Origin of the sequence: Pectobacterium sp. S5, assembly GCF_051707265.1 — a bacterium.
Taxonomy (GTDB): domain Bacteria; phylum Pseudomonadota; class Gammaproteobacteria; order Enterobacterales; family Enterobacteriaceae; genus Pectobacterium; species Pectobacterium polare.
The window spans coordinates 453253-478769 of record NZ_JAULSZ010000004.1 but is presented as its reverse complement, the minus strand read 5'-3'; the positions used below and the strand labels follow the sequence as shown (position 1 = coordinate 478769).

Annotated in this window: 23 protein-coding genes and 6 tRNA genes; 19 read left to right on the top strand and 10 right to left on the bottom strand. The window is 49.6% G+C overall.

The features are described from left to right. Positions 1–79: 79 nt before the first annotated feature. Positions 80–1129 carry an aldo/keto reductase gene (locus tag QWJ20_RS16940; protein WP_433993064.1) on the bottom strand — a complete coding sequence of 350 codons (1050 nt, stop codon included), beginning with the start codon at positions 1127–1129 and terminating at the stop codon, positions 80–82. A gap of 186 nt (positions 1130–1315) precedes the next feature. Between QWJ20_RS16940 and QWJ20_RS16935 the strand changes: the two genes are divergently transcribed. Then, positions 1316–2422, top strand: coding sequence for an NADH:flavin oxidoreductase (locus QWJ20_RS16935; RefSeq protein ID WP_433993063.1), 1107 nt, complete (start codon positions 1316–1318; stop codon positions 2420–2422). Positions 2423–2574: 152 nt separating this feature from the next. On the opposite strand, the gene QWJ20_RS16930 is transcribed toward QWJ20_RS16935, so the two are convergent. The 4 genes from QWJ20_RS16930 to QWJ20_RS16915 all read right to left on the bottom strand — a co-directional run bounded on the left by QWJ20_RS16930 (position 2575) and on the right by QWJ20_RS16915 (position 2999). Further along, a tRNA-Lys gene (locus QWJ20_RS16930) sits at positions 2575–2650 on the bottom strand. Between the two features lie 7 nt (positions 2651–2657). After that, positions 2658–2733: transfer RNA gene (locus QWJ20_RS16925), tRNA-Val, on the bottom strand. Positions 2734–2788: 55 nt separating this feature from the next. Beyond that, positions 2789–2864 (bottom strand) — tRNA-Val (locus QWJ20_RS16920). Between the two features lie 59 nt (positions 2865–2923). Next, a tRNA-Val gene (locus QWJ20_RS16915) sits at positions 2924–2999 on the bottom strand. Positions 3000–3290: 291 nt separating this feature from the next. Here QWJ20_RS16915 and gltX point away from each other — a divergent pair. Beyond that, entirely contained in the window at positions 3291–4706 is a 1416-nt protein-coding gene (gene gltX, locus QWJ20_RS16910; protein ID WP_039514193.1) for a glutamate--tRNA ligase, read from the top strand. Between the two features lie 77 nt (positions 4707–4783). Here the strand turns inward: gltX and QWJ20_RS16905 are convergent, their stop codons facing one another. Beyond that, positions 4784–5653 (bottom strand): alpha/beta hydrolase, encoded by an 870-nt coding sequence (locus tag QWJ20_RS16905; RefSeq protein ID WP_433993062.1) that lies wholly within the window; start codon positions 5651–5653, stop codon positions 4784–4786. A gap of 266 nt (positions 5654–5919) precedes the next feature. Between QWJ20_RS16905 and QWJ20_RS16900 the strand changes: the two genes are divergently transcribed. Further along, positions 5920–5995, top strand: a tRNA-Ala gene (locus QWJ20_RS16900). Positions 5996–6042: 47 nt separating this feature from the next. Beyond that, positions 6043–6118: transfer RNA gene (locus QWJ20_RS16895), tRNA-Ala, on the top strand. Positions 6119–6305: 187 nt separating this feature from the next. On the opposite strand, the gene ung is transcribed toward QWJ20_RS16895, so the two are convergent. Then, positions 6306–6992, bottom strand: a complete 687-nt coding sequence (gene ung, locus QWJ20_RS16890; protein WP_433993090.1) for a uracil-DNA glycosylase — start codon at positions 6990–6992, stop codon at positions 6306–6308. Between the two features lie 375 nt (positions 6993–7367). On the opposite strand from ung, the gene grcA reads away from it, so the two are divergent. Further along, on the top strand, positions 7368–7751 hold the full coding sequence (gene grcA, locus QWJ20_RS16885; RefSeq protein WP_005973551.1) for an autonomous glycyl radical cofactor GrcA: 384 nt from the start codon (positions 7368–7370) through the stop codon (positions 7749–7751). An 84-nt stretch (positions 7752–7835) separates the two neighbouring features. Here grcA and srmB read toward each other — a convergent pair whose 3' ends face one another. After that, a complete protein-coding gene (gene srmB / locus QWJ20_RS16880) occupies positions 7836–9161 on the bottom strand; it encodes an ATP-dependent RNA helicase SrmB (protein WP_095700277.1) in 1326 nt (441 codons plus the stop codon). Positions 9162–9295: 134 nt separating this feature from the next. On the opposite strand from srmB, the gene trmN reads away from it, so the two are divergent. Then, on the top strand, positions 9296–10042 hold the full coding sequence (gene trmN, locus QWJ20_RS16875; RefSeq protein WP_433993061.1) for a tRNA(1)(Val) (adenine(37)-N(6))-methyltransferase TrmN: 747 nt from the start codon (positions 9296–9298) through the stop codon (positions 10040–10042). A 56-nt stretch (positions 10043–10098) separates the two neighbouring features. Here trmN and nadB read toward each other — a convergent pair whose 3' ends face one another. Next, the gene (gene nadB / locus QWJ20_RS16870; protein ID WP_095700275.1) at positions 10099–11700 is read right to left on the bottom strand and encodes an L-aspartate oxidase; all 1602 of its coding nucleotides are present in this window, start codon (positions 11698–11700) and stop codon (positions 10099–10101) included. Positions 11701–12086: 386 nt separating this feature from the next. Between nadB and rpoE the strand changes: the two genes are divergently transcribed. From rpoE to acpS, 11 genes are all read left to right on the top strand, one after another. Beyond that, a complete protein-coding gene (gene rpoE, locus QWJ20_RS16865; protein WP_005973561.1) occupies positions 12087–12662 on the top strand; it encodes an RNA polymerase sigma factor RpoE in 576 nt (191 codons plus the stop codon). Positions 12663–12721: 59 nt separating this feature from the next. After that, positions 12722–13369: an anti-sigma-E factor RseA gene (gene rseA, locus QWJ20_RS16860; RefSeq protein ID WP_095700274.1), complete on the top strand. Its 648-nt coding sequence runs from the start codon at positions 12722–12724 to the stop codon at positions 13367–13369. Continuing rightward, positions 13369–14331, top strand: coding sequence for a sigma-E factor regulatory protein RseB (gene rseB, locus QWJ20_RS16855; protein ID WP_095700273.1), 963 nt, complete (start codon positions 13369–13371; stop codon positions 14329–14331). The genes rseA and rseB overlap by 1 nt, the downstream gene beginning before the upstream one ends. Next, complete coding sequence (gene rseC, locus QWJ20_RS16850; RefSeq protein WP_095995234.1) at positions 14328–14780, top strand: SoxR-reducing system protein RseC; 453 nt, start codon at positions 14328–14330, stop codon at positions 14778–14780. Before rseB ends, rseC begins: the two co-directional genes overlap by 4 nt. A gap of 296 nt (positions 14781–15076) precedes the next feature. After that, a complete protein-coding gene (lepA, locus tag QWJ20_RS16845; protein WP_095700271.1) occupies positions 15077–16876 on the top strand; it encodes a translation elongation factor 4 in 1800 nt (599 codons plus the stop codon). 16 nt (positions 16877–16892) lie between these two features. Next, a complete protein-coding gene (lepB, locus tag QWJ20_RS16840) occupies positions 16893–17858 on the top strand; it encodes a signal peptidase I (protein WP_039486642.1) in 966 nt (321 codons plus the stop codon). A gap of 291 nt (positions 17859–18149) precedes the next feature. Next, entirely contained in the window at positions 18150–18830 is a 681-nt protein-coding gene (rnc, locus tag QWJ20_RS16835; protein ID WP_010280465.1) for a ribonuclease III, read from the top strand. Further along, the gene (gene era / locus QWJ20_RS16830; protein WP_012822898.1) at positions 18827–19732 is read left to right on the top strand and encodes a GTPase Era; all 906 of its coding nucleotides are present in this window, start codon (positions 18827–18829) and stop codon (positions 19730–19732) included. The genes rnc and era overlap by 4 nt, the downstream gene beginning before the upstream one ends. Positions 19733–19743: 11 nt before the next feature. After that, complete coding sequence (gene recO / locus QWJ20_RS16825) at positions 19744–20481, top strand: DNA repair protein RecO (protein WP_010280459.1); 738 nt, start codon at positions 19744–19746, stop codon at positions 20479–20481. An 80-nt stretch (positions 20482–20561) separates the two neighbouring features. Next, positions 20562–21293, top strand: a complete 732-nt coding sequence (gene pdxJ / locus QWJ20_RS16820; protein WP_433993060.1) for a pyridoxine 5'-phosphate synthase — start codon at positions 20562–20564, stop codon at positions 21291–21293. After that, on the top strand, positions 21293–21673 hold the full coding sequence (gene acpS, locus QWJ20_RS16815; protein WP_014916247.1) for a holo-ACP synthase: 381 nt from the start codon (positions 21293–21295) through the stop codon (positions 21671–21673). Before pdxJ ends, acpS begins: the two co-directional genes overlap by 1 nt. Before the next feature lie 18 nt (positions 21674–21691). Here the strand turns inward: acpS and QWJ20_RS16810 are convergent, their stop codons facing one another. Beyond that, a complete protein-coding gene (locus tag QWJ20_RS16810; RefSeq protein ID WP_072012422.1) occupies positions 21692–21952 on the bottom strand; it encodes a YfhL family 4Fe-4S dicluster ferredoxin in 261 nt (86 codons plus the stop codon). Between the two features lie 470 nt (positions 21953–22422). Here QWJ20_RS16810 and pdeH point away from each other — a divergent pair, with 470 nt between their 5' ends. Together pdeH and QWJ20_RS16800 are read left to right on the top strand one after the other, a co-directional pair. After that, complete coding sequence (pdeH, locus tag QWJ20_RS16805; RefSeq protein WP_147387604.1) at positions 22423–23214, top strand: cyclic-guanylate-specific phosphodiesterase; 792 nt, start codon at positions 22423–22425, stop codon at positions 23212–23214. Positions 23215–24001: 787 nt separating this feature from the next. After that, positions 24002–25516: a sensor domain-containing protein gene (locus tag QWJ20_RS16800; protein WP_039486653.1), complete on the top strand. Its 1515-nt coding sequence runs from the start codon at positions 24002–24004 to the stop codon at positions 25514–25516. The last annotated feature ends 1 nt before the right edge of the window (position 25517 follow it).

The following is a 25517-nucleotide window of genomic DNA, read 5'->3' as shown; positions in this document are numbered from 1 at the left end:
TCTCCTCTTTCTGTCAGGCATCATCTTAGGGTATGAAAAAGTCAGACTCAATAGATGATGCCTTTCATCAATAGCCAGATCAGGCCCGTGGCGGCCACGGTGTAATAATATGAGCGCTGTCGCCTCCCTGAGCCCGAGGCAATGAACCCGCTATTTGATCGTGCGGCGTTCCCAACGAAATAGCACTGACGTCGTCCAGTCGCGCGACCTGATCGTCGCTGAGTGCCACATTTAATGCGAGCAGCGTATCATCCAACTGTGCCAGCGTGCGGGAGCCCAGAATAGGGATCAGGCTGGTGCTCGCGCGGGCTGATTTATGCCGCAGCCAGGCGATGGCAATTTGTATTGGCATGACGTTTAAGTCGTTTGCCACGCGAAATACCTCGTCCAGCAAGGTTGTGTCTTGCTCGGTGTGTACGAGTCTTCCGCCAAAGCCGATCAGACGGCCTTCTTTACTTTTGCGGTATTTGCCCGTCAGCAGGCCGCCACCCAGCGGAGACCAAAGCGTCGCTGCCAGCCCCATCGCTTCTGCCATCGGCAGCAGTTCTCGCTCTGCGGTGCGCTGTACCAGACTGTATTCCACCTGAAGGCCAGCAATTCGCGACCAGCCGCGCAGTTCCGCTATAGTATCTGCTCGGGCAATGCGCCAGGCCGGGAAATTAGAGAGGCCTGCATACTGGATTTTTCCTGCCCGAATGAGATCGTCGAAAGTGCGAGTAATCTCTTCCAGCGGGGTTAATTGGTCATCAAAGTGTGCCCACAGCACATCGATACGATCGGTGTTCAGTCTCTTAAGGCTGTTTTCTACCGATGAGATCATATTCTTACGGCTATTGCCGGTTCGAGATATTCCTGCTTCCGGTAAGGCGCTTAAGGTGTACTTCGTCGCCACAACAAAATGATCGCGATCTGCGGCAATGAATTCTCCGACCATTTGTTCAGATTGACCGAACTGGTAAGCATCCGCTGTATCAATGAAGTTACCGCCCGCGTTGGTATAACGATCAAATACCTGTTTAGCCTGTTCTTTTTCAGAGCCATAGCCCCAACCAGTGCCAAAATTTCCTGTTCCGAGAGCAAGTTCGGAAACGCGTAAGCCGGTGTTGCGCCCAAAAGTCGTGTATTTCATACCGTGCCTCTATATTTAAATGTCGATTGACATCTATTATATATGTCATACATCATCTATAAGTGCAAGCAGGGTGGTATTCTCGTTACGGGCGGTGACGCTAACGGGGGTTGCTTAACTGCATGAATTGAGTTTCTAATCGACATTCAACGCCGCGATGACGTTAAACCATAAAAGGAAATATTTATGTCTGATGATGTTCTGTTTCGTCCCTTCACGTTGAAAGGGTTAACTCTTCCTAACCGCATTGTTATGGCACCGATGACGCGAGGGATGGCTGAAAACGGCATTCCTGGCCCCGCGCAGGCGGAATATTATCGCCGCCGTGCGGAAGGGAGCGTCGGGCTGATTCTGACAGAGGGAACGGTAGTCGATCGTCCCGCTTCGCGTAATATGCCAGGAATCCCGCTCTTTCATGGCGAAGCGGCGTTGGCCGGTTGGGACGCGGTGGCGAAAGCGGTTCATGCCGCTGGCGGCCGTATCGGGCCGCAAATTTGGCATACGGGTTCAACCCACGGACGTGGCTGGGAGCCAGATGCGCCCGTTGAAAGCCCATCGGGACTGGTTGGCCCAGACGAGCCTCGCGGTGTGGTGATGACTGAAGAAGATATCGCCGATACCGTGGCGGCTTTCGCCCGTGCGGCGGCGGATGCGAAACGATTGGGTTTTGACACGCTGGAACTGCATGGCGCACATGGTTACCTGATCGACCAATTCTTCTGGCCTGGCACGAATAAGCGTGAAGATGCCTTTGGTGGCGCAACGATCCGCGAACGCTCTCGCTTTGCCGCAGACATTATCCGTGCTGTCCGGGCTGCTGTTGGTGAAGATTTCCCATTGATCCTGCGTGTGAGTCAGTGGAAACAGCAGGACTACAGCGCACGGCTGGCGAGTTCCCCACAGGAGATGACGGACTGGCTAGCGCCGCTGGTTGAGGCTGGCGTGGATGTTCTTCACTGTTCCCAGCGTCGTTTCTGGGAGCCTGAATTCCCAGAGGTTGATGGGGCGGAAGGGCTTAATTTTGCCGGTTGGGCGAAAAAACTGACTGGGGCGGCGACAATCAGCGTTGGCTCGGTGGGGCTGACTTCGGATTTCTTTGCCGCGTTTGGCGGTGAAGGTTCTGGCACTGCGGCACTGGACAATTTGTACGCACGGATGGAGCGAGAAGAGTTTGACTTGATCGCGGTAGGCCGAGTCCTGCTTTCTGATGCGCAATGGGTGCAAAAAGTGCGTTCTGGACAGACTGATAAATTACGTGGTTTTGATGCTGCGGATTTAGCTGTACTGGCGTGACTTTCAGGTGCCGTAGCTGAGTAGGGCTGCGGTACTTCATTGAATTTTGGGAAGGTTAATGCGGAAAAATTGAGTAGAATTTTATCTACACAACATATGCAACAGATAATATTTGGTGGATTTACTTCAGATGGGGAATCACTTTGCGGAAGTGGTGGGTCGTGCAGGATTCGAACCTGCGACCAATTGATTAAAAGTCAACTGCTCTACCGACTGAGCTAACGACCCGCAGAAGTGGTGGGTGATGACGGGATCGAACCGCCGACCCCCTCCTTGTAAGGGAGGTGCTCTCCCAGCTGAGCTAATCACCCACTTCTGAACTACATTTACTTCAACTTCTAATAAGAAGACCAGCTGGTATGAGATTGGTGGGTGATGACGGGATCGAACCGCCGACCCCCTCCTTGTAAGGGAGGTGCTCTCCCAGCTGAGCTAATCACCCAATCTCAAATCTTCTTACTCTACACAGCGAGACACTTTTTACTGAAACTTCGTAAAGAGTGGTGGGTGATGACGGGATCGAACCGCCGACCCCCTCCTTGTAAGGGAGGTGCTCTCCCAGCTGAGCTAATCACCCCCGCTGTGTGGAGTCGCATTATAGGGATCCTTGAATATGAGTCAACGCTTTTTAAAACTAAAATGATTGTTCGTTGCAAAATTAGTCAAGACGTCGTATTTATCGCCGTTGGTGCTGCATCCTTGCGCAATTCAGCCTGTTATCTTGCTATCGCTAGCAGAATAAAAGCATGTGCGGCATGTTACGGCGTTGAGGAATCGAAGCAGAGTGATAGAATGTTGCCCACTTTTGTTCTCTGAGCTTATGTCGGTCTATGCCGACAGCCGTTGCGTAATAAGGCTGTAATCCCAAATGAAAATCAAAACCCGTTTCGCCCCTAGTCCTACTGGCTATCTTCACGTCGGCGGCGCTCGTACCGCACTGTATTCTTGGCTGTTTGCCCGTCATCATGACGGCGAATTCGTGCTGCGTATTGAAGATACCGATCTGGAGCGTTCAACTCAGGACGCGATTGATGCCATTATGGATGGTATGAACTGGCTGAGCCTGAACTGGGATGAAGGCCCTTACTACCAGACTAAACGTTTTGACCGTTATAACGCAGTTATCGATCAGATGCTGGAAAACGGTACAGCCTATAAGTGCTACTGTTCTAAAGAGCGTCTGGAAGCGCTGCGTGAGCAGCAGATGGAAAATGGCGATAAGCCACGTTACGACGGTTGTTGCCGTGGCTCTCATGCGCATCATGCTGATAATGAGCCGCACGTCGTACGTTTCCTCAACCCGCAGGAAGGTTCGGTCATTTTCAATGACCGCATTCGCGGGCCAATCGAATTCAGCAATCAGGAGCTCGATGACCTGATTATCCGCCGTACTGACGGTTCACCGACCTACAATTTCTGTGTCGTTATCGATGACTGGGATATGGAAATCACGCACGTTATCCGTGGTGAAGACCATATCAACAACACGCCGCGCCAAATCAACATCCTGAAAGCACTGGGCGCACCCGTGCCGGAATATGCGCATGTGTCGATGATTCTGGGCGACGACGGTAAGAAATTGTCCAAACGTCACGGCGCTGTAGGTGTAATGCAATACCGCGATGACGGCTATCTGCCGGAAGCGCTGCTGAACTATCTGGTGCGTTTAGGCTGGTCGTCTGGCGATCAAGAAATCTTCTCTATGGATGAGATGAAATCGCTGTTCTCGCTGGATGCCGTCAATAAATCGGCGAGTGCTTTCAATACCGAGAAGCTGCAATGGCTGAACCATCACTATATTAACCATTTACCCGCAGAATACGTGGCGACGCATCTGTCATGGCATATTGAGCAGGCAGGGATCGATACCCGCACCGGGCCGCAGTTGAGCGAACTGGTTGGCTTGCTGGGCGAACGTTGCAAGACGCTGAAAGAAATGGCGGACTCTTGCCGCTATTTCTATGAAGATTTTGCGGAGTTTGATGCCGATGCTGCGAAGAAACACCTGCGTCCGGTTGCCCGTCAGCCGCTTGAGTTGGTTCGCGAGAAACTGGCCGCGATTACCAGTTGGACGCCAGAGAACATCCATCATGCCATTCAGGGCACGGCGGACGAACTGGGTCAGGGCATGGGCAAAGTCGGTATGCCGCTGCGCGTTGCGGTAACTGGCGCGGGTCAGTCTCCTGGCGTTGACGTGACGGTGCATGCGATTGGTCAACAGCGTTCGCTGGCGCGTATTGATAAAGCGCTGACGTTCATCGCCGAGCGCGAAGCGCAGCAGTAATCGTTATCGTGTGAATCGCGTTATACAAGACGAGCCCCGGTCATAAACCGGGGTTTTTTTATGGCGTGCTATGGGGATTATTGACCAGCGATAGCGACCGCTTTTCCGATGGCATCGGGGATCACGTCGCCGTGCCCTTTACCGGGGAACAGAATAAAGTCGGCTTTTGTGCCTTGTTCGTTGAGCTGTGTGACCAGCGCTGTTGCTCTTTCCACCATTTTTCTTTGGCTGAGACGCTCTGCCCGTTTTTCATCAACGGGTTTACCTGCCTGCGTTTTGGCTGGTTCATCCTCATTTGCTCCTGCCGTGACGGTAATTGATGGTGGCGGTGTAGCGAGCAGCGGCGTTCTTGCCGGAATCACAACGCCATTTCCCCACCAGATAGACGGGCTTGCGGCAACATAACGTTGGAAAGACTCGGTGTGGTTAAAAAGCGTATAGAGCGTAAAAAGACCACCGAAAGAGTGCCCGGCCAGCGTTTGTTTTTGCTTATTCACGGCGTAGTTCGCTTCAACCCAGGGTTTTACCGTGGACTGTATGAATTGATAAAACGCCTCAGCTTCGCCGCCTGCGGCAAAATCTGGGTCGGTGAGCGTTGTCGGCGGCGTGTAGTCACGCGTTCTGGCAGGGACATCGTAAGGTTTATCGATTGGATAACCGATAGCGACAATCAGCGGTGCCGCACCATTTTTTGCATTATAGCGGTTTACGGCAACGGGAAACTGAGCGTTGCCATCCAGCATGTACAGAACCGGATAACCACCTTCAGGCGCGGGTTGGCGGGGAAGTGCGATGAAAAGCCGATAGGCATGCTGTGCACCGCTTTTCATCTCAATTTGCCTGATCTCAAATTGAGCTTTTGCTTGTTCGGTCATATCAGGAATGGTTGGCTGCGCCCGAACAGGCAACATGCCAGAGGCTGATACCATCAGAGAAAATACAATCATAGGAAAATAGCGCATGTGATGGGGCTTATATAGGAGGCAGAAGCGTAACGTGAAGTGATGATAATAAATCGCGTTATCGTTAGCAGCTTTTTTATTGTGCTTATGATGAGATGACATCGAAGTTGTCGTCTGTTTTTTCTTACCTTTGGCGTCTTTTTCAGCGGTTAATCGGATAACCGGATTTAGCCGTTGACACTGCGAATCGGGTTTCATATTATGCGACGCGTTCGCACAGTACTTGCCTTTACGGTGATGCTGTAAGATACGGGGCTATAGCTCAGCTGGGAGAGCGCTTGCATGGCATGCAAGAGGTCAGCGGTTCGATCCCGCTTAGCTCCACCAAACACTCCCTCTGTTTGGTTGATTATCACGAACATTCCACACGTTGTGGGGCTATAGCTCAGCTGGGAGAGCGCTTGCATGGCATGCAAGAGGTCAGCGGTTCGATCCCGCTTAGCTCCACCAAATCATCGCATTACTTCTTATTTCATCCCGTTTTTTCGATTTATCCGTATTCAATCAACGTCTTTCGTTTGCTCAATACTTTTCGATTCCTTGTAATCCATTCTTTGTAAACCATCCTTTGTAAACGATTCTTTGTAAACAAGAGTTGGCTGCCTTCGTTTTTTGAAGACAACCAAACCGTTATCGCTTAAGCCTCTTCTGGAAGCCTTGGCATCCAGTCTATTGGCGACAGCCCTTGCTGTTCCAGAAGCTGATTAGCTTGCGAAAAATGCTTACAGCCCAAGAAACCGCGGTGTGCAGACAGTGGGGAAGGGTGCGGTGATTTCAGAATATGGTGGCGCTGCTGATCAATGATGTTGCCTTTTTTCTGTGCATGCGAGCCCCACAGGAGAAAGACCAGACCTTCCCGCTGTTCATTCAATGCCGCGATGACGCGGTCAGTAAATGTTTCCCAGCCCAGATTAGCATGCGAATGCGCCTGTCCAGCTTCAACGGTTAATACCGTGTTGAGCAGTAAAACCCCTTGCTCCGCCCAACTCTGCAGAAAACCGTGCCGTGGAATTTCAAATCCAGGAATGTCGTTCGCTAATTCTTTATAAATATTACCCAGAGAAGGCGGAGCGGGTACGCCAGGACGCACAGAAAATGACAGCCCGTGTGCCTGATTTGGGCCGTGATAGGGATCTTGTCCCAGAATGACGACTTTGACCTGATGCAGTTCAGTAAAGCGGAACGCGTTGAAAACATCTTTCTGCGGAGGATAGATAGTCTTACCCGCTGCACGTTCTTTCCCAACGAATTCAAGGGTATTAATGAAGTAAGGCTGCTGCTTTTCTTGTGCCAGCACGTCATGCCAGGTGAGAGAGGTCGCCATCATGCACTCTTTTTTTACAGGTTGAATGGTGTTGCGGGTAGCTTACCGATCTATCGTGCCGAGGTAAAACCGTAACCGTTGTTGTCGTAATGAAAACGCCTTTTTTTGAAAAAAAATTGAAAATTTACAAAAATATTTGCAATTAGGTGTCTTGGTAAAATTGATATAAAACAATAAATTGCCTTCGTGTGGTTAAATGTCGGGGTTTTAAAATTGATTTAAGTCAAGGATGTCCCGTTATCAGGCTGGTATATAAGAGGGCAGATACAAACGGTTTTATAAGATCGTTACGAAATTCGTCAATTTTTACCGATAACGATGTTAACTAAATCAGTTTTAACTAAGACAATAACACGCCGTTTTACGGAGGCAATTATGGTTACTGGTATTCAAATCACCAAGGCTAACGACAGCGCGCTGATCAATTCTTTCTGGTTGCTGGATGAAGAAAAATCACAGGCGCGTTGCGTGTGTGCTAAATCGGGTTATAGCGAAGATCAAATCGTTCCGGTGAGCGATCTGGGTCAGATCGAGTATCGTGAAATCCCGCTGGAAATCAAACCTGAAGTGCGTGTGGAAGGTGGTCAACACCTGAACGTGAACGTTCTGCGCCGTGAGACGCTGGAAGATGCCGTTAAGCATCCGGAAAACTATCCGCAGCTGACCATTCGCGTATCTGGCTACGCTGTGCGTTTCAACTCACTGACGCCAGAACAGCAGCGTGACGTTATCGCTCGTACTTTTACCGCAAGCCTGTAAGTTGTTACGTAAGCTTTAACAAAACAAGCCTTAACAAAAAGGGAGCCGAAGCTCCCTTTTTTACGTCTCTATTTTATAGAAATTTTATTTGGCAGAGGGTTCGTCAGTTTTCTGCGTTGGTTGACGACGCTTACCCACATTTTTAGCGTCGCGCTGGCGAACTTTTACCTTCACCTTTTCTTTTTCCTTCTCTTTCTTCTCTTGCCGCTTAGCTAGCACTTTTTTCGACGGTTTCCCCGTCGTTTTAGCGCTTGGTGCTTTAGTCTCTGGGCGGAGTTCTTCAATGACGCGCGGTTTTAGCGGTTCATTCAAGTAGCGGCTGATTTTCCCCAGCAGCAGATGGTCGTGTGCTTCGACGAAAGAGATAGCACAGCCTTTACGACCCGCGCGGCCTGTACGGCCAATACGGTGAAGATAGGTGTCCGATGTGCGCGGCAAATCGAAGTTAAATACGTGGCTGACATCGTTAATATCAATACCGCGTGCCGCGATATCCGTTGCTACCAGCACGTTGACACGCCCGTCGCTGAGGCGTTTGATCGCCTCATTACGTTTGGCTTGCACCATTTCGCCTTCGAGATAGCAGGAGTTAATGCCTGCTTCACGCAGCCAGGCAACCAGCTCATGCACACGCTCACGCTTACGTACAAAGACGATAGAACGCGTCACGTCCGGCTGTTTTAACTGGTGGCAGAGCAGTGCCGTTTTGTGTTTGAGATCGTCGGCGCGGTAATACCATTGCAGAATTTTTTTACGTTCCCGACGCGATGGGTCGGATTCGATTTCAACAGGTTCGTTGAGCAGGCGCTCGGCGAAATCTTTGATCGCGTCCCCTTCGAGCGTCGCAGAAAACAGCAGCGTTTGCTTGCGCCAGCGGGTTTCTCCGGCGATATGTTCAATATCCTGAGCGAAGCCCATGTCCAGCATTCTGTCTGCTTCATCCAGAATCAGCGTTTCTACCGCGCGGCAATCGAAGTTTTCTTCTTTAATGTATTGCAGCAGACGGCCCGTCGTCGCGACGACGATATCCTGATTTTCACTGAAAACTTCCGCGTGGTTCATGTAGGCCACGCCGCCAGTGATCGTGGCGATATCCAGGTGCGTATGCGCTGCAAACGCTCGCGCCTGATCGGCCACCTGCATGGCGAGTTCACGGGTTGGCGTGAGGATCAGAATACGAGGTGGACCCGATTTTTTACGAGGGAAATCGATAAGATGCTGCAAAACCGGCAGCAGATAGGCGGCGGTTTTACCTGTTCCTGTTGGCGCGGAGCCCAGAACGTCGCGGCCTTCCATCGCCGGAGGGATCGCCTCAGCCTGAATCACGGTTGGGCGCTCGTAGCCCATGTCGCGCAGGGCGTCTAACAGGCTTTCATCAAGATCAAGCTCGGAAAAATTGGTTACAGTCATGGTCTACCTCTATTTGGGGCGCCGATTATAGACGGATTGGCCGATTTCTTCACCTGTTTAAGCAGACATCGGCACTTTTCCTGTACTGATGTTTCACCTATGCTACTGCGGTTTGCGTTTGGAATCTTATTTTCATGAGTCATCAGGCTGATAATAAACTGACATTGCGTCGGGATGGATTTACCTTCAAGCAATTCTTTGTGGCGCACGATCGCTGTGCCATGAAGGTGGGGACCGACGGCATTTTGCTGGGGGCCTGGACGCCAGTGTCCTCAGCCACGCGGATCCTGGATATCGGCAGCGGTACCGGACTCCTCGCGCTGATGCTGGCGCAACGTTCTGAACCACACGTTCAGATTGATGCCGTCGAACTGGATAGTGCCGCCAGCGATCAGGCGAAAGAAAACATTGCCGCCTCGTCATGGGCAGACAGAATAACGGTGTACGCTGAAGATATCGTCGGTTTTGCTGAGACGCGAAGCGCCACCTATTCGTTGATTATCAGTAACCCGCCTTATTTCCCGCCAGGGATCGCGTGCGGGTCAGTTCAGCGCGATCAGGCTCGCTATACCACGTTGTTAACTCATGAAGCGCTGTTGCGCTGTGCTCATCAACTGCTGATGCCTGAAGGACTTTTCTGCGTTGTGCTGCCCGTTCTGGTTGCAGATAGCTTTATTCCGCTGGCGCAGCAGCACAATTGGCACGTTCACCAGCAGCTTCGCGTATCGGAACAGGAAGAGAAACCTGCGCATCGCGTTTTGTTGGCGCTGTCTCGTCAGGAAAGAGAATGTGCGAATTCCTCATTGGCCATTCGTGATACAGAAAGGCGTTACTCGACGGATTTCCAGCAGCTGACAAAAGATTTTTATCTCTTTATGTAGATGGCAGACGCTTTGTTGCTGCGTCTGCCTTTTCTGAGTGAACTACTTTTTATGAACTACGGCACCAGAATAGTTGGCGTTGGGGCGTCGAACTGCTCTGGATAGTCCAGAGTGTAATGTAGCCCGCGGCTTTCTTTTCTTTCCAGCGCACAGCGGACGATGAGTTCGGCGACCTGCACCAGATTACGCAGTTCCAGCAAGTTGTTGGAAATACGGAAGTGAGCGTAGTACTCATTGATTTCCTGCTGAAGCAGTTGGATGCGGCGCTGTGCCCGCTCCAGTCGTTTCGTCGTCCGCACGATCCCAACGTAGTCCCACATAAACAGGCGCAGCTCGTGCCAATTATGCTGGATCACCACTTGTTCGTCGGAGTTGTCGACCTGGCTTTCATCCCAATCCGGTAACTTTTTCACCGCTTTGATTTGCGGTAAGCGCTGCAAAATATCCTCAGCGGCTGACCAGCCGTAAACCAGACACTCGAGTAATGAGTTGGACGCCATGCGATTTGCGCCGTGTAATCCGGTATAGCTGACTTCGCCAATCGCATACAGGCCGTCAAGGTCGGTGCGACCATGCTGATCGACCATCACGCCACCGCAGGTGTAGTGTGCCGCAGGGACGATGGGGATTGGCTCACGCGTCAGATCGATGCCGAGAGATTGTAGCTTTTCATCGATGGTGGGGAAGTGCTGTTTGATGAATGCTTCGGGCTTGTGGCTGATATCCAGATACATGCAGTCTGCGCCAAGTCGTTTCATCTCATGGTCAATCGCCCGGGCGACCACGTCGCGCGGAGCCAGTTCGCCTCTGGCATCGAAATCGGGCATAAAGCGGGTGCCATCAGGACGTTTAAGGTACGCGCCTTCACCGCGCAGCGCTTCCGTTAGCAGGAAGTTTCGTGCCTGCGGGTGGAACAGGCAGGTCGGGTGAAACTGATTGAACTCCAGATTTGCCACGCGGCAACCCGCACGCCAGGCCATGGCGATGCCATCACCAGAGGAAATATCGGGATTCGTGGTGTATTGATACACTTTGGATGCGCCGCCGGTCGCCAGAACCACCGTTTTCGCCCGGCAGGATTCTACGCGTTCCCGCTCACGGTTCCATATATAAGCACCGACAATGCGGCGTGTGCCGGGCAGACCCAGCTTATTCGAGGTAATCAAATCGACGGCGTTACAGCGTTCCATAATCCGAATATTCGGATGAGACAGCGCTTTCTGCACCAGCGTGTTTTCCACTTCTTTTCCCGTTGCATCCGCCGCATGCAGAATTCGACGATGGCTGTGCCCGCCTTCGCGTGTGAGATGGTAACGCTCTTCGCCGCTGGTGCTGGTTTCGGTATCGAACAGCACGCCTTGTTCGATCAGCCATTGCACGCAATGTTTGGCATTGCTGGCGATAAACTCAACGGCTTCCCGTTCACACAGGCCATCGCCAGCGATCAGGGTATCTTCGATATGGGAGTCAATCGTGTCCGTTTCATCGAAAACGGCGGCGATGCCACCCTGAGCATAAAACGTTGCGCCTTCGTTGAGTGGGCCTTTGCTTAATACCGTCACGTTGGCTTGTGAAGCCAGACGCAGCGCCAGTGAAAGCCCGGCAGCACCGCTGCCAATGATTAAAACATCACAGACGTATTCAGTGGTCGTTTGCATGGTCGTGTCGTGGGTGCAAAAAGAAGAGGAAATCCGATGGTAGCACCCAATGGTTGATTGCTGTATTGGTTTTTAGCCCGCTATCTACACTATAAATAAGCAAAGGGAGGGGGATGCTGAATCGTGCGCATACCCCAGATTTATCGTATCATCCTCTGAGAAGCGTAGAGCCTCAGATGAAGACCATTTTTGATGAAGACTGTGATGAAGAGAATGTGTGATGATACGCATCGCAAAGACGAGTAACAGCGCTAAGCAAAAGAAAAATGATGACTCGGAACTTTATTGGATGTCTTGGTTCTAATTAGGAGCTTGCTCTAAATGACTTATATAGCTGGCAGTACTATTTTACGCGTGGAGAACGGTTTGAGTAGAGATTACCTCGGATGAGCGAGCAACTGGCAGATCAGGTTCTGGTCGAGCGAGTCCAAAAAGGCGATCAAAAATCGTTTAACTTGTTGGTCGTTCGTTATCAGCATAAGGTAGCGAGCCTGGTATCGCGGTATGTTCCCCAAGGGGACGTGCCGGACGTGGTACAGGAATCGTTTATTAAAGCCTATCGCGCGTTAGAGTCATTCCGCGGCGATAGCGCGTTCTATACGTGGCTGTATCGTATCGCAGTGAATACGGCCAAGAATTATCTGGTAGCTCAGGGACGCCGCCCGCCTTCCAGCGACATTGATGCCAATGACGCGGAAAACTATGAAAATGCGGGTGCACTGAAAGAAATATCGAACCCTGAGAATTTAATGTTGTCAGAGGAATTACGAAGCATCGTTTTCCGAACTATCGAGTCTTTACCGGAAGATTTACGTTTAGCGATTACGCTGCGTGAGTTGGACGGTTTAAGCTACGAAGAGATCGCCGTGATTATGGATTGTCCCGTCGGCACTGTTCGTTCTCGTATTTTCCGGGCGCGGGAAGCGATTGATAATAAAGTACAACCGCTTATTCAGCGCTAGCGAGCGTTTTCAGCTATCCGCATGACTAATGATGGATTTGACAAGGTAAGGGTGTCGGTATGCAGAAAGAGAAACTTTCCGCTTTAATGGATGGCGAAGCAGTAGATTCCGAACTGTTAGGCGCACTGTCACGGGATGACACGTTGCAGCAAAGTTGGCAAAGTTATCATCTGATTCGTGATGTGATGCGTGGTGATGTGAGTGAAAACGTGATTCACCTGGACATCGCTTCTCGTGTTGCCGCTGCAATCGAAAAAGAACCTGTTCGTTTGGTTCCACAAGCGCAGCCTGAATCTCAGCCACAACCTGTCGAGTGGACGAAGATGCCTTTCTGGCACAAAATCCGCCCGTGGGGTAGCCAACTGACGCAAGTCGGTGTTGCTGCCTGTGTATCTTTAGCGGTGATTGTCGGCGTACAAAATTATCAGCAGGGTAATGCTTCTGAACATGTTGTGGAATCCGGCGTGTTCAGCACCTTACCCGCGATGGGCACCGCCTCTCCAGTGAGCCTCGGCGTGCCGTCAGAAAATGTTGCCCCTAACAGCGGCCAACAAAAATCCGATATGCAGCGCAATCGCCTTAACGCCATTTTGCAGGACTACGAATTACAGCGCCGGCTGCATGCCGAGCACGCTCTGCCGCAGGACGATCAGCAAGCGGCAATTCAGGTTCCCGGTACTCAATCATTAGGAACACAGCCCCGGTAATGAAGCGTGTTTGGTCCGCCGCCTGTTTTCTGATTGGCAGTCTGTTTTATTCTACTTTCGCCCCGGCTCAAAATGTTGAGCCGGGCGCGTCGCTGCAACAGATGAATAGCGCTATTCGTTCTCTGAATTACGAAATTTCCTTTATTAACATTACCCTGCAAGGGTTCGAGTCAGTACGGTATCGTCATGCTGTGGTCAACAACCGCGCCTTAGCGCAGTTGCTGTTTATGGACGGGCCGCGACGTGAGATCGTGCAGCGGGGTAATGAAGTCAGCTACTTCGATCCTGGTTTTGAGCCGTTTACGCTCACCAGCGACCATATCGTTGACTCTCTCCCTTCTCTGGTCTTCGCTGATTTCCAGAAACTATCGCCCTATTATGATTTTGTTCCTGCTGATGGACGGGTTCGCATTGCCGATCGTCTGGCATCAGGCATTCGGGTTATCTCACGCGATGGCACACGTTATAGCTATACGGTGTGGATTGATGCGGACTCGAAACTTCCACTGCGCATTGATTTACAGGATCGCAATGGCGACAAACGGTTGGAGCAATTCTTAACGACATCACTGATTGTTGACGATGATGTGGTGAGCGTGATGCGTCCGCTGGAAGGAATCAAACTTCCTCCTGCGCTACCCGCGCCTGCTGCGGAAAAAGGTGATTTTACCTGGGTGCCGGAATGGCTGCCTGCCGGGATGAAAGAGCTGTCACACAACAAAAAAGTATTGCCAGGTTCGTCCATTCCGATTGAAACACGCCTGTATAGCGATGGTTTATTCAGCTTTTCGATTAACATTAGCCCGTCTTCTGATGTGAGCGAGGAACAGTCTGTGCTCACGGGGCGACGCTCGATTCACACTGTCATGAAAGGCAACCGAGAGATTACCGTCGTCGGCGATATTCCACCTTCTACGGCTAAACGTGTGGCCGACAGCATTATTTTGAAGGCGCAACCGTGATTAAAGAGTGGGCAACGGTAGTGTCATGGCAGGATGGAATTGCGGAGCTGCGGTGTGAGCCAAGTGCGGGCTGTGGCACCTGCAAATCCCGCTCGTCGTGTGGAACCGGTTTATTAAGTCAGCTTGGGCTCTCTGCCGAAAATACGCTGTATGTTCCTTACGATCGGCCTTTGGAAATCGGACAAAAAGTTGAACTGGGTATTTCTGAAGGGCGGTTACTGTTTTCCGCCGCTCTGGTTTATGTTGTCCCGCTGTTTGGGTTGCTGTTCGGGGCAGCGATATGCCAAACGCTGTTCGGTACCGATCTGGCTGCGGTTGTTGGCGCGCTGTTAGGCGGTGGCGTGGCGTTTATCGGTGTGAAGCGCTGGGCGAAGCAGCTAGGTAAAAATAAACGTTATGAACCCGTTATCCTGCAAATCGCACTGCCGGGTACTCTCTTACAAAATTGACCTGTTCACTCGAGCGTAAGCGGCGCGCGGTGCGGAAACATTGCTTACTCGCTTGTTATCTTTCGACACGATATTTGCCACGTAATGACACTTTACTTCCTGCTTTCCTCTGGTTGTTCTGCTATTCCAAATAAAACCGTCATAATCAAGGGGAATGAACTGGACATGACTAGGTTTTCACGCTTCTCGCATGTAGAATGCTGCGATTCAGGTGGAATAACATCGCTGCTGTTTTCACCTATGCGCATGCCCATCGGCAAGAATTTCAGGAATATCAAGGTAGAAAAATTTTTATAATGAAGCATATACGAAATTTCTCCATTATTGCCCATATCGACCACGGTAAATCGACGTTATCTGACCGTATTATCCAGATTTGCGGCGGTTTAACCGAGCGTGAGATGGCTGCGCAGGTTCTGGATTCCATGGATCTGGAACGCGAACGCGGAATAACGATTAAAGCGCAAAGCGTCACGCTGGATTATAAAGCGCAAGACGGCCAAACCTACCAGTTAAACTTCATCGATACGCCTGGGCACGTTGACTTCTCTTATGAAGTATCCCGTTCGCTCGCCGCCTGTGAAGGTGCGCTGCTTGTCGTTGACGCAGGGCAGGGTGTTGAAGCTCAAACGCTGGCTAACTGCTATACCGCGCTGGATATGAATCTGGAAGTGGTGCCGGTTCTGAATAAGATCGACCTGCCTGCTGCCGATCCAGATCGCGTTGCTCAGGAAATTGAAGATATTGTCGGCATTGATGCTACCGATGCCGTGCGCTGCTCCGCGAAAACTGGGGTGGGCGTGACGGATATTCTGGATCGTCTGGTGCGTGATATTCCGCCGCCGGAAGGCAGCCCTGACGCGCCGCTGCAGGCGCTGATTATCGATTCCTGGTTTGATAACTACTTAGGCGTTGTGTCCCTGGTACGTATCAAAAACGGCACGATGCGCAAAGGCGATAAAATTAAGGTGATGAGTACGGGTCAGGTTTATAACGCTGACCGTCTCGGTATTTTTACGCCGAAGCAGATCGACCGTGATGTATTGAACTGCGGCGAAGTAGGTTGGTTGGTGTGCGCCATCAAAGATATTTTGGGTGCGCCAGTAGGGGATACCTTGACGTTGGCGCGTCAGCCAGCTGAAAAAGCGTTGCCGGGCTTCAAGAAAGTCAAACCGCAGGTCTACGCTGGCCTGTTCCCGATTAGCTCCGACGACTATGAAGCATTCCGTGATGCGTTAGGCAAGCTGAGCCTCAATGATGCCTCGCTGTTCTATGAACCAGAAAGCTCTACTGCGCTGGGCTTTGGTTTCCGCTGTGGCTTCCTGGGTCTGCTGCACATGGAGATCATTCAGGAGCGTCTGGAGCGTGAGTACGATCTGGAACTGATCACCACGGCACCGACGGTAGTGTATGAAGTAGAAACGACGGCGAAAGAAACCATTTATGTCGATAGCCCGTCTAAACTGCCGCCGCTGAATAATATTCAGGAACTGCGCGAACCGATTGCCGAGTGTCACATGCTGATGCCTCAGGAATATTTGGGCAACGTAATTACGCTTTGTATTGAAAAGCGTGGCGTGCAGACGAACATGGTGTACCACGGTAATCAGGTTGCGTTGACGTATGAGATCCCGATGGCCGAAGTGGTTCTCGATTTCTTTGACCGCCTGAAATCAACCTCTCGTGGTTATGCATCGCTGGATTACGGTTTCAAACGTTTCCAGACATCAGACATGGTGCGCGTTGATGTATTAATCAACAACGAGCGTGTCGATGCATTGGCTCTGATTACTCACCGCGATAATTCACAATATCGTGGCCGTGAATTCGTCGAAAAGATGAAAGAACTGATTCCGCGTCAGCAGTTTGATATCGCGATTCAGGCCGCAATTGGTAACCACATTATTGCGCGCTCTACGGTTAAGCAATTGCGTAAAAACGTACTGGCCAAGTGTTATGGTGGCGACGTCAGCCGTAAGAAGAAACTGTTGCAGAAACAGAAAGACGGTAAGAAACGTATGAAGCAGGTCGGTAACGTCGAACTGCCGCAAGAGGCGTTTCTGGCAATTCTGCACGTCGGCAAAGACAGTAAATAAATTCTGAGGAGTTGGCATGGCCAATATGTTTGCCGTAATTCTGGCATTGGTGACGCTGGTCACCGGGATTGTCTGGTGTTTAGAACGTTTCGTCTGGGCACCTGCTCGCCGGAAGAAATTTGCTGCCATGAGCGGCGCCGATCTGGCTGATGGTGCAGTTTCATCGAAAGCCATTGAACAACCAGGCTGGATTGAAACAATCGCATCCGTCTTCCCGGTCGTGGCTTTGGTATTGGTTGTGCGCTCCTTCATTTATGAGCCGTTTCAAATTCCATCCGGTTCGATGATGCCGACGCTGTTGATCGGTGATTTTATTTTGGTGGAGAAATTTGCCTACGGCATTAAAGAACCCTTCACGCAAAAAACGCTGATCGAAACCGGCCACCCGAAGCGTGGCGACGTGGTGGTATTTAAATACCCGTCCGATCCTAAAGTGGACTTCATCAAGCGTGTGGTTGGTGTACCGGGCGATCGCGTGAGCTATAACCCGATAACCAAGCAGGTGACGATTCGTCCATCCTGTCAGGGACAGCAGGCGTGTGATACCGCACTGGCGGTCACGTACAGTAATGTTCAGCCTAGCGATTTTGTTCAGACCTTCAATCAGCCTGGACTGGAGTCGCGCAGCGGTTTTTATGAGGTGCCTGCCAATGACAATAGCGTGGAAGGGACCCGTATGGGCGCGCGCAAAGAGTCATTAGGTAATGTGACGCACAATATTCTGTTAGTGCCGGGTCAGCAGGATCAGCTCGGTGGTTATTATCAGCAATCGCAGCAGCAGCTTGCGACATGGGTTGTCCCTGCTGGGCACTACTTCATGATGGGTGATAACCGTGACAACAGTCTGGATAGTCGCTATTGGGGCTTTGTACCGGAGAGAAATCTGGTCGGTAAAGCCACCGCTATCTGGATGAGCTTTGAAAAGCAGGAAGGTGAATGGCCTACCGGTGTACGTTTGAGTCGCATCGGCGGTATCCATTAACCAAAGTAAGCATTAAGCAAAATAAGATACAGGCAGCATTCTGATGCTGTCCGTTGTAGAATATTTTTAGTAACGCTCTTTTTGAAAGAACATGCCCTAAATAGTACGAGTTGCAGGACAACACGTTAGCCTCTGAACCACGCTAGCGCACAGGCAACGCGAAGTATGACGGGCAGAAAGGCAGGCTCCCTTACGGGAGCCAATGCAAACGAAACAGTTTTGACCGAATTAGTAAGCAGGGCTGTTCCGTATGCTGCTGTTTTTGACGCATCGTTGATCTATTGGTAACACATGAATCCCATTCTGATAAATCGTTTACAAAGAAAGCTGGGCTATACTTTTCAGCAGTACGAGCTTTTGTTACAGGCGTTGACGCACCGTAGCGCCAGCAGCAAACATAATGAAAGACTCGAATTCCTGGGTGACTCCATCCTGAGTTTTGTGATCGCTAATGCGCTGTATCATCGTTTCCCCAAGGTTGATGAAGGGGACATGAGTCGGATGCGAGCGACGCTGGTGCGAGGAAACACGCTGGCGGAAATCGCGCGTGAATTCGAACTGGGAGAGTGCTTACGCCTCGGTCCCGGTGAATTAAAGAGCGGTGGTTTCCGTCGCGAATCGATTCTGGCGGATACAGTCGAAGCGCTGATTGGCGGCATTTTCCTCGACAGCGACATTCAGACCATCGAACGTTTGATCCTAAACTGGTATCAGACGCGTCTGGATGAAATCAGTCCCGGCGATAAGCAAAAAGATCCGAAAACGCGGTTGCAGGAATTTCTGCAAGGGCGTCACTTACCTCTGCCAACCTATCTGGTGGTGCAGGTTCGTGGGGAAGCACACGATCAGGAGTTTACTATCCACTGTCAGGTGAGCGGCTTTAGTGAGTCGGTCATTGGTACAGGATCGAGCCGTCGTAAAGCCGAACAGGCTGCGGCTGAACAAGCGTTGAAAAAACTGGAGCTTGAATGAGCGAAGTACAGACACACTGCGGTTTTGTCGCGATTGTTGGTCGACCAAACGTCGGTAAATCGACGTTACTGAATCAATTACTGGGGCAGAAGATTTCTATTACGTCACGTAAGCCCCAGACGACACGTCACCGCATCATGGGTATTCACACTGAAGGGCCTTATCAGGCTATTTACGTGGATACGCCGGGATTGCACATTGAAGAGAAGCGGGCGATTAACCGCCTGATGAACCGTGCTGCCAGCAGTTCAATTGGTGACGTTGAGCTGATCATTTTCGTTGTTGAAGGTACACACTGGAACGACGACGACGATATGGTATTGAATAAGCTGCGCGATCAGAAACTCCCTGTGCTATTGGCGATCAATAAAGTCGATAACGTCACGGATAAAACCAAGTTGCTGCCGCATATCCAGTTCCTCAGCCAACAGATGGACTTCCTTGATGTTGTTCCAATCTCGGCTGAGAAGGGTACGAATGTCGATACGATTGCCAGCATTGTGCGTAAACACTTACCGCAGGCAACGCACCATTTCCCGGAAGATTACATCACCGATCGCTCACAGCGCTTTATGGCATCGGAAATTATCCGTGAAAAGCTGATGCGCTTCCTGGGTGAAGAATTGCCGTATTCCGTGACGGTTGAAATCGAGCGTTTCGTGACGAACGAGCGTGGCGGTTATGACATCAACGGCCTGATTCTGGTTGAGCGTGAAGGCCAGAAGAAGATGGTCATTGGCAACAAAGGTGCCAAAATTAAAACCATTGGTATCGAATCTCGTCAGGATATGGAAGAGATGTTCGAAGCCAAGGTGCACCTTGAGCTGTGGGTTAAAGTGAAATCCGGTTGGGCAGATGACGAACGTGCCCTGCGCAGCTTGGGTTATAGCGAAGACCTGTAAGGTTCACGCCGATGGAAGGCTGGCAGCGCGCATTTGTCTTACATGGGCGACCTTATAGTGAAACCAGTTTATTGCTGGATCTGTTTAGTGAAAGCGATGGTCGAGTTCGCGTGCTTGCCAAAGGCGCGCGAGCCCGACGCTCTAGCCTGAAAGGCTGTTTACAGCCTTTCACTCCGCTGCTGGTACGCTGGAGTGGCCGGGGTGAAGTGAAAACATTACGCAGCGCTGAGCCTGTCTCGCTCGCACTACCACTGACTGGCTCGATGCTTTATAGCGGTTTATACGTTAACGAACTGCTGTCTCGCGTGCTAGAACATGAAACCAATTACTCCGCTCTTTTCTTCGATTATCTCCACTGTTTACAACATCTTGCTGCACAAGATGCCTCTCCCGAACCAGCATTAAGACGCTTTGAATTAGCGTTGTTAGGCTATCTAGGATACGGCGTTGATTTCCTGCATTGTGCTGGTAGCGGTGAACCCGTGGCCGATACCATGACTTATCAGTATCGAGAAGAAAGGGGATTTATTGCCAGTCTGGTTGTTGATAATAAAAGCTTTACCGGGCATGAATTACGTTCGCTGGCGTCGCGTGAATTTCCAGATGTCGGCACATTGAAGGCGGCAAAGCGTTTCACCCGTATCGCGTTAAAGCCTTATCTGGGGGGAAAACCGCTGAAAAGTCGTGAACTATTCCGCCAGTTCGTTCCTGCTGCTAATTTGTCCAAACCCGCATCTTCTGATAAATAATCCCGCCTCCTCAGTACCCTGACGCTGTGACATCGGTGTAAACTGCCACGTATCGTGCATGACTTTACCGAGGATTTATCATGGCTGAACTGCTGCTTGGCGTTAACATCGATCACATTGCAACGCTGCGTAATGCGCGTGGAACGGCGTATCCCGATCCCGTTCAGGCGGCTTTTGTCGCTGAGCAGGCGGGGGCGGATGGCATCACCGTGCATTTGCGTGAAGATCGTCGCCATATCACGGATCGTGATGTGCGGATCCTGAGAGAAACGCTCCAAACTCGTATGAATCTGGAAATGGCTGTCACGGAAGAGATGCTGGATATCGCCTGTGAGGTGAAGCCGCATTTTTGCTGTCTGGTACCGGAAAAACGTCAGGAAGTGACAACCGAAGGCGGGCTGGATGTCGCGGGGCAGCAGGAAAAGATCGATAAGGCAGTAGCCAGACTTAGTCAGGCTAATATCTTGGTTTCACTCTTCATTGATGCGGATAAGCGGCAAATCGATGCCGCTGTGGCCAGCGGTGCACCCTATATCGAAATCCATACTGGGGCGTATGCCGATGCGCCAGATGACGAAGCACGCCAACATGAGTTCGAGCGCATTCGCGATGCGGCGACTTACGCGGCGGCGAAGGGGCTTAAAGTTAATGCCGGCCACGGTCTGACGTACCACAACGTTCTGCCGATTGCTGCCTTGCCAGAAATGCATGAATTGAATATTGGGCATGCGATTATCGGGCGAGCGGTGATGAGCGGTCTGAAGGATGCTGTTGCCGAAATGAAGAGTCTGATGCGAGAAGCACGCCGCTGATGGCAATTCTTGGGCTCGGAACGGATATTGTCGAAATCGCCCGTATTGACGCGGTGATTGAACGTTCAGGCGAGCGATTGGCTCGCCGCATTCTGACGGATGCTGAGTGGGCGCATTATCAGCAGCATCAGCAGCCTGTTCGTTTCCTCGCCAAGCGCTTTGCCGTGAAAGAAGCGGCCGCAAAAGCCTTCGGTACTGGAATCCGTAACGGGCTCGCGTTCAACCAGTTTGAGGTTTTTAATGACGAACTGGGTAAACCTTGCTTGCGGTTTTTTGCTAAAGCGGCAGAGCTGGCTGAACAGATGGGCGTCAGACACGTCCATGTGACGCTGGCTGACGAAAGACGCTATGCCTGTGCGACGGTGATTATCGAAAGCTGATCGTTCGTAAACGGATGCTTAAATCCTGTCGGCATGGTGCATGAGCACGTATTTTTCCCACAGCTGCTCATTGCCTTCAACATGGTTTGGATCTTTGACGATCGTATTGTCGATCGGACAGACTTTCTGACACGTCGGGGTGTCGTAGTGGCCAACGCACTCGGTACAGAGGGTGGTGTCAATTTCATAAATGTCCGTGCCCATGGAAATAGCCTGATTAGGACACTCGGGCTCACACATGTCACAGTTGATGCATTTATGGGTGATGAGTAACGCCATGATGTTCTTCTACCTTACAAACAGGGCGCAGATTATACCCGCTGATGCTCGTTTAAACACGCGTAACTGTCATTGAGGGAGAATATACTGGCAAATCGGTCTCTCCTGTCTTCAATGTGCCTCTCTTCCGAGGCTGTTTACTGCGGGTTTTGCGTGTTTTCGGAGGCCTTCAGCATGCAACCTATTGGCAGCATAAATAGTGAGGTTACAGGGTAAAATTACCATCTGTTCGTTAAATTGGTTTTATACCCATCCTTTAAACTGTATGAATCAGCCAGTGCGACTGTGTTTCTTGGGTTTTAATTTATTGATTTACAATTTAAATAAATTTAGTTGTGATATTGAACCACTTATTTTTGTAATATCATGGACATTGATTTAATCGGTATTGCCGATGAAGTTTGCATCTGGAGAGTCGATGACGGTGCATGTCCGTATGATATAATTTTATAACTAATAGTGTCAGTTTAATGGCGGAACTCATAGTGCAGCAGGAAGGTCATTTTAATCAGGTTGGGGCAGGATTTTTCCAACAGGGAGACGCAGAGCCATTAGGTGCTGATTACTGGCACCAATGCCAACGGCGGTATACTTTTCAGCCCATTTACCGAACATCAGGTAAATTGATGGCTATTGAGTTACTGACTTCCGTTTTTTCTCCTACCCTGCCGCAAAAGTTCATCTCTCCTGAAAAATACTTCGCGAATATTGATGTTGAAACCCGCCTTCTAATTATTGTAGAACAACTGCAACTTTTATCTCAGTGGAATTTTCGATTTACTCGTGACGGGCTTTTTGCCTCCGTCAACATTGATGGCATGACGTTACTGGCGTTACAAAATAATCTGGAAGCTAAACGCCTGATTGCCGCAATGCCCTGGATTCGTTTTGAAATGGTCGAAAATCAGGGAGGGCTGCCAAAAGAAATCTTAACCAAGCTCCCTGAAGCACAAACACTGTGGCTGGATGATTTCGGCTGCGGCATGGCGAATTTTTCATCACTTATGCTGGCTCAGTATGATTGCATCAAAGTGGCACGTGAGCTCTTCATTCTCCTGCAACAAAGTGGTGAAGGAAAAACCGTTTTCCCTGCACTGATCGCTTTGCTATCGCGTTTTTGCAATTATGTGGTCATTGAAGGAATCGAAACAAAGGAAGAATGGGCCATTGTTCAAGCATCGCATGCTTATGCTGCCCAAGGATACTACCTCTCGCGCCCTCAGCCGTTTGAGAATTTTGAGACATTGAAGCTTGAACTTTAGGTGATAACCTGTTGTTTAGGCTATCACTTTGCATAGTAGAGTACTGTTGTATGCCCATCCATGTTGTTCCTTCATATTAATTCATTATATTTCCTAATATTTCATTATTGTACAAAATTTAACCCATCTGACAGACTTCCTTTTCCTGCTGATTCTCGAGGTATAATGCTGTATTTTGTTTTGTTTTTGTTATTTAATTCTCATTTTATTTGTTATGACAGTGTTTAATTTCAATGAAGCAACAGGGAGGAGGACTACGGATTTTGCATCAAATTATGACATATATAATCAGACGCTTACGTTAATGATTTTATTTTTTTCTTTTAATTATTTGATTTTTAATGGTAAAAAAATATAATGTTTACTGTTAACGATCAAAAATCACTTTGTGATAGATTTTGTTGATTAAAACAATGATACTTATTGGTATAATTGATTTGCTTACAAAAATTTGATGTTCAGAATATATCGCCATGTACCCTTAGGAATATTCTTTTATTCCATTAGAGAAGCTTATAACCCGAACAATTACTACTATTAAATTAAGATACTCTTTTGAATTTGTTGTTTTTATCTGCGCACAGTCATATGCGAGGGCTTTATGCTTACGTTGCTATGTTTCTAAACACTCCTGCTTCATGGAGCGTTTTTTCTTTCATCCTTTCTGCTCTCCGGAAATGCACCCATCCTGAAAATCTACGGGGTAGGGGCTTGTTACCGGGATTTTTCGTCATCAGCGTTGTGATTTGTACGATCAGGACCACTCGGGCCTGAGGAGAGTGTTATTGTGTATGAAATTATAATAACCCTACTGTTGTTATTGTTATTGTTTTCTTCTGTGAAAAATAGAAAAATTAAACAAAAGTTTAAAACTGAGCAGAAAAAACAAGACTTCCTCAACATGACTTTTTTTGCGATGGAATATAGCCCTGCCTCAATTATGATCGCAGATGAAAATTGTGAAATTATTTACGTTAATCGCCAGTTTATTACCATGTCTGGTTATATGCCGGATGAAGTTATTGGCAAAAAAACGAATATATTAAACTCTGGCATGACCAACGCCAGCGTCTATGAAGATCTGTGGGCTACCATAAATAAAGGTAATGTTTGGAGCGGTGAGTTCGTTAACCGGCGTAAAGATGGGCAGTTGTATTGGGAAAAGGCCAATATCGTTAAAATATATAATAAGGCGAGCAACACGACCCAGTATGTCGGCATTAAATTAGATATTACAGAGCGGAAATCGCAGGAACATCATGATAATTCATACAATCGTGCGTTGGAGCTGTTATCAAGCGGCGCGCCGCTGAAGGATATCCTGGATGCGATCATTTTCAGCGTTGAGGAAAAAAACCCAGGTCGTATTGTTTGTTCTGTACTGCTCGTTGATAAAGAAAAGAAATGTTTGACGCTTGGATCGGCGCCGAGCTTGCCAGGTTTTTATAAAAATGCCATTCACAATGTGAAAATTGCCGATGGTGTGGCTTCTTTTGGCACAGCAGCCCATACCGGAAAACGCGTAATCGCTGATGATATTTCCGTGCATCCACATTGGTCTTTATATAAAGGGCTCGCATTATATGCCGGGCTGCGTTCCTGCTGGTCTGAACCTATCATTGGTCAGAACAAAGAAATATTAGGTGTTTTAAGCGTTTATCACCGTAAAGTGTATGTCCCGACTGAAGAGGAAATTTTCTCTATCGAGAAATCTGCACAGCTGATTGCGATCGCGATAGAGCGATATCATGCCATTGATATGCTGCGGCGCAGCGAGGAACACTATCGGCAGCTGGCGCACTATGACTCATTAACGTCACTGGCTAATGGCCTGACGTTTGCTGAGCAGATGGAGCAGGCGATTCTGTTATCGAAACAAACGGGTAGAAAGATCGCGCTGATGTTCCTGGATCTCGATAAATTTAAGCAGATAAACGACTCGTTTGGGCATGCTGTTGGCGATTTGCTATTAAAAGAAGCGGCTGCACGTATGCGTGGTGCGGTTCGAGATTCGGATACGGTATATCGCCGTAGCGGTGATGAATTCATTATTCTGCTTCAGGGTATTAAGGAAATTGATAATACACTCTATGTTGCAGATAAAATCCACAACGCACTGAACAAACCATTTGAGATCAATGGGAAAAAACTGGATATATCGTGCAGTATCGGTATTGCGTTGTATCCAGAACATGGCTCTGATTCTCTGACGCTGGCAATTAATGCCGATTCCGCCATGTACCAAGCTAAAGCCATGGGGCGTAGTCAGACTCAGATTTATCACAGCATGAACGAGCATTGAT

Coding starts and splice junctions, on each gene's coding strand:
- QWJ20_RS16940 (WP_433993064.1), bottom strand. CDS start 1,129: ATGAAATACACGACTTTTGGGCGCAACACCGGCTTACGCGTTTCCGAA.
- QWJ20_RS16935 (WP_433993063.1), top strand. CDS start 1,316: ATGTCTGATGATGTTCTGTTTCGTCCCTTCACGTTGAAAGGGTTAACT.
- gltX (WP_039514193.1), top strand. CDS start 3,291: ATGAAAATCAAAACCCGTTTCGCCCCTAGTCCTACTGGCTATCTTCAC.
- QWJ20_RS16905 (WP_433993062.1), bottom strand. CDS start 5,653: ATGATTGTATTTTCTCTGATGGTATCAGCCTCTGGCATGTTGCCTGTT.
- ung (WP_433993090.1), bottom strand. CDS start 6,992: ATGGCGACCTCTCTCACCTGGCATGACGTGCTGGCACAAGAAAAGCAG.
- grcA (WP_005973551.1), top strand. CDS start 7,368: ATGGTTACTGGTATTCAAATCACCAAGGCTAACGACAGCGCGCTGATC.
- srmB (WP_095700277.1), bottom strand. CDS start 9,161: ATGACTGTAACCAATTTTTCCGAGCTTGATCTTGATGAAAGCCTGTTA.
- trmN (WP_433993061.1), top strand. CDS start 9,296: ATGAGTCATCAGGCTGATAATAAACTGACATTGCGTCGGGATGGATTT.
- nadB (WP_095700275.1), bottom strand. CDS start 11,700: ATGCAAACGACCACTGAATACGTCTGTGATGTTTTAATCATTGGCAGC.
- rpoE (WP_005973561.1), top strand. CDS start 12,087: ATGAGCGAGCAACTGGCAGATCAGGTTCTGGTCGAGCGAGTCCAAAAA.
- rseA (WP_095700274.1), top strand. CDS start 12,722: ATGCAGAAAGAGAAACTTTCCGCTTTAATGGATGGCGAAGCAGTAGAT.
- rseB (WP_095700273.1), top strand. CDS start 13,369: ATGAAGCGTGTTTGGTCCGCCGCCTGTTTTCTGATTGGCAGTCTGTTT.
- lepA (WP_095700271.1), top strand. CDS start 15,077: ATGAAGCATATACGAAATTTCTCCATTATTGCCCATATCGACCACGGT.
- lepB (WP_039486642.1), top strand. CDS start 16,893: ATGGCCAATATGTTTGCCGTAATTCTGGCATTGGTGACGCTGGTCACC.
- rnc (WP_010280465.1), top strand. CDS start 18,150: ATGAATCCCATTCTGATAAATCGTTTACAAAGAAAGCTGGGCTATACT.
- era (WP_012822898.1), top strand. CDS start 18,827: ATGAGCGAAGTACAGACACACTGCGGTTTTGTCGCGATTGTTGGTCGA.
- recO (WP_010280459.1), top strand. CDS start 19,744: ATGGAAGGCTGGCAGCGCGCATTTGTCTTACATGGGCGACCTTATAGT.
- pdxJ (WP_433993060.1), top strand. CDS start 20,562: ATGGCTGAACTGCTGCTTGGCGTTAACATCGATCACATTGCAACGCTG.
- acpS (WP_014916247.1), top strand. CDS start 21,293: ATGGCAATTCTTGGGCTCGGAACGGATATTGTCGAAATCGCCCGTATT.
- QWJ20_RS16810 (WP_072012422.1), bottom strand. CDS start 21,952: ATGGCGTTACTCATCACCCATAAATGCATCAACTGTGACATGTGTGAG.
- pdeH (WP_147387604.1), top strand. CDS start 22,423: ATGGCGGAACTCATAGTGCAGCAGGAAGGTCATTTTAATCAGGTTGGG.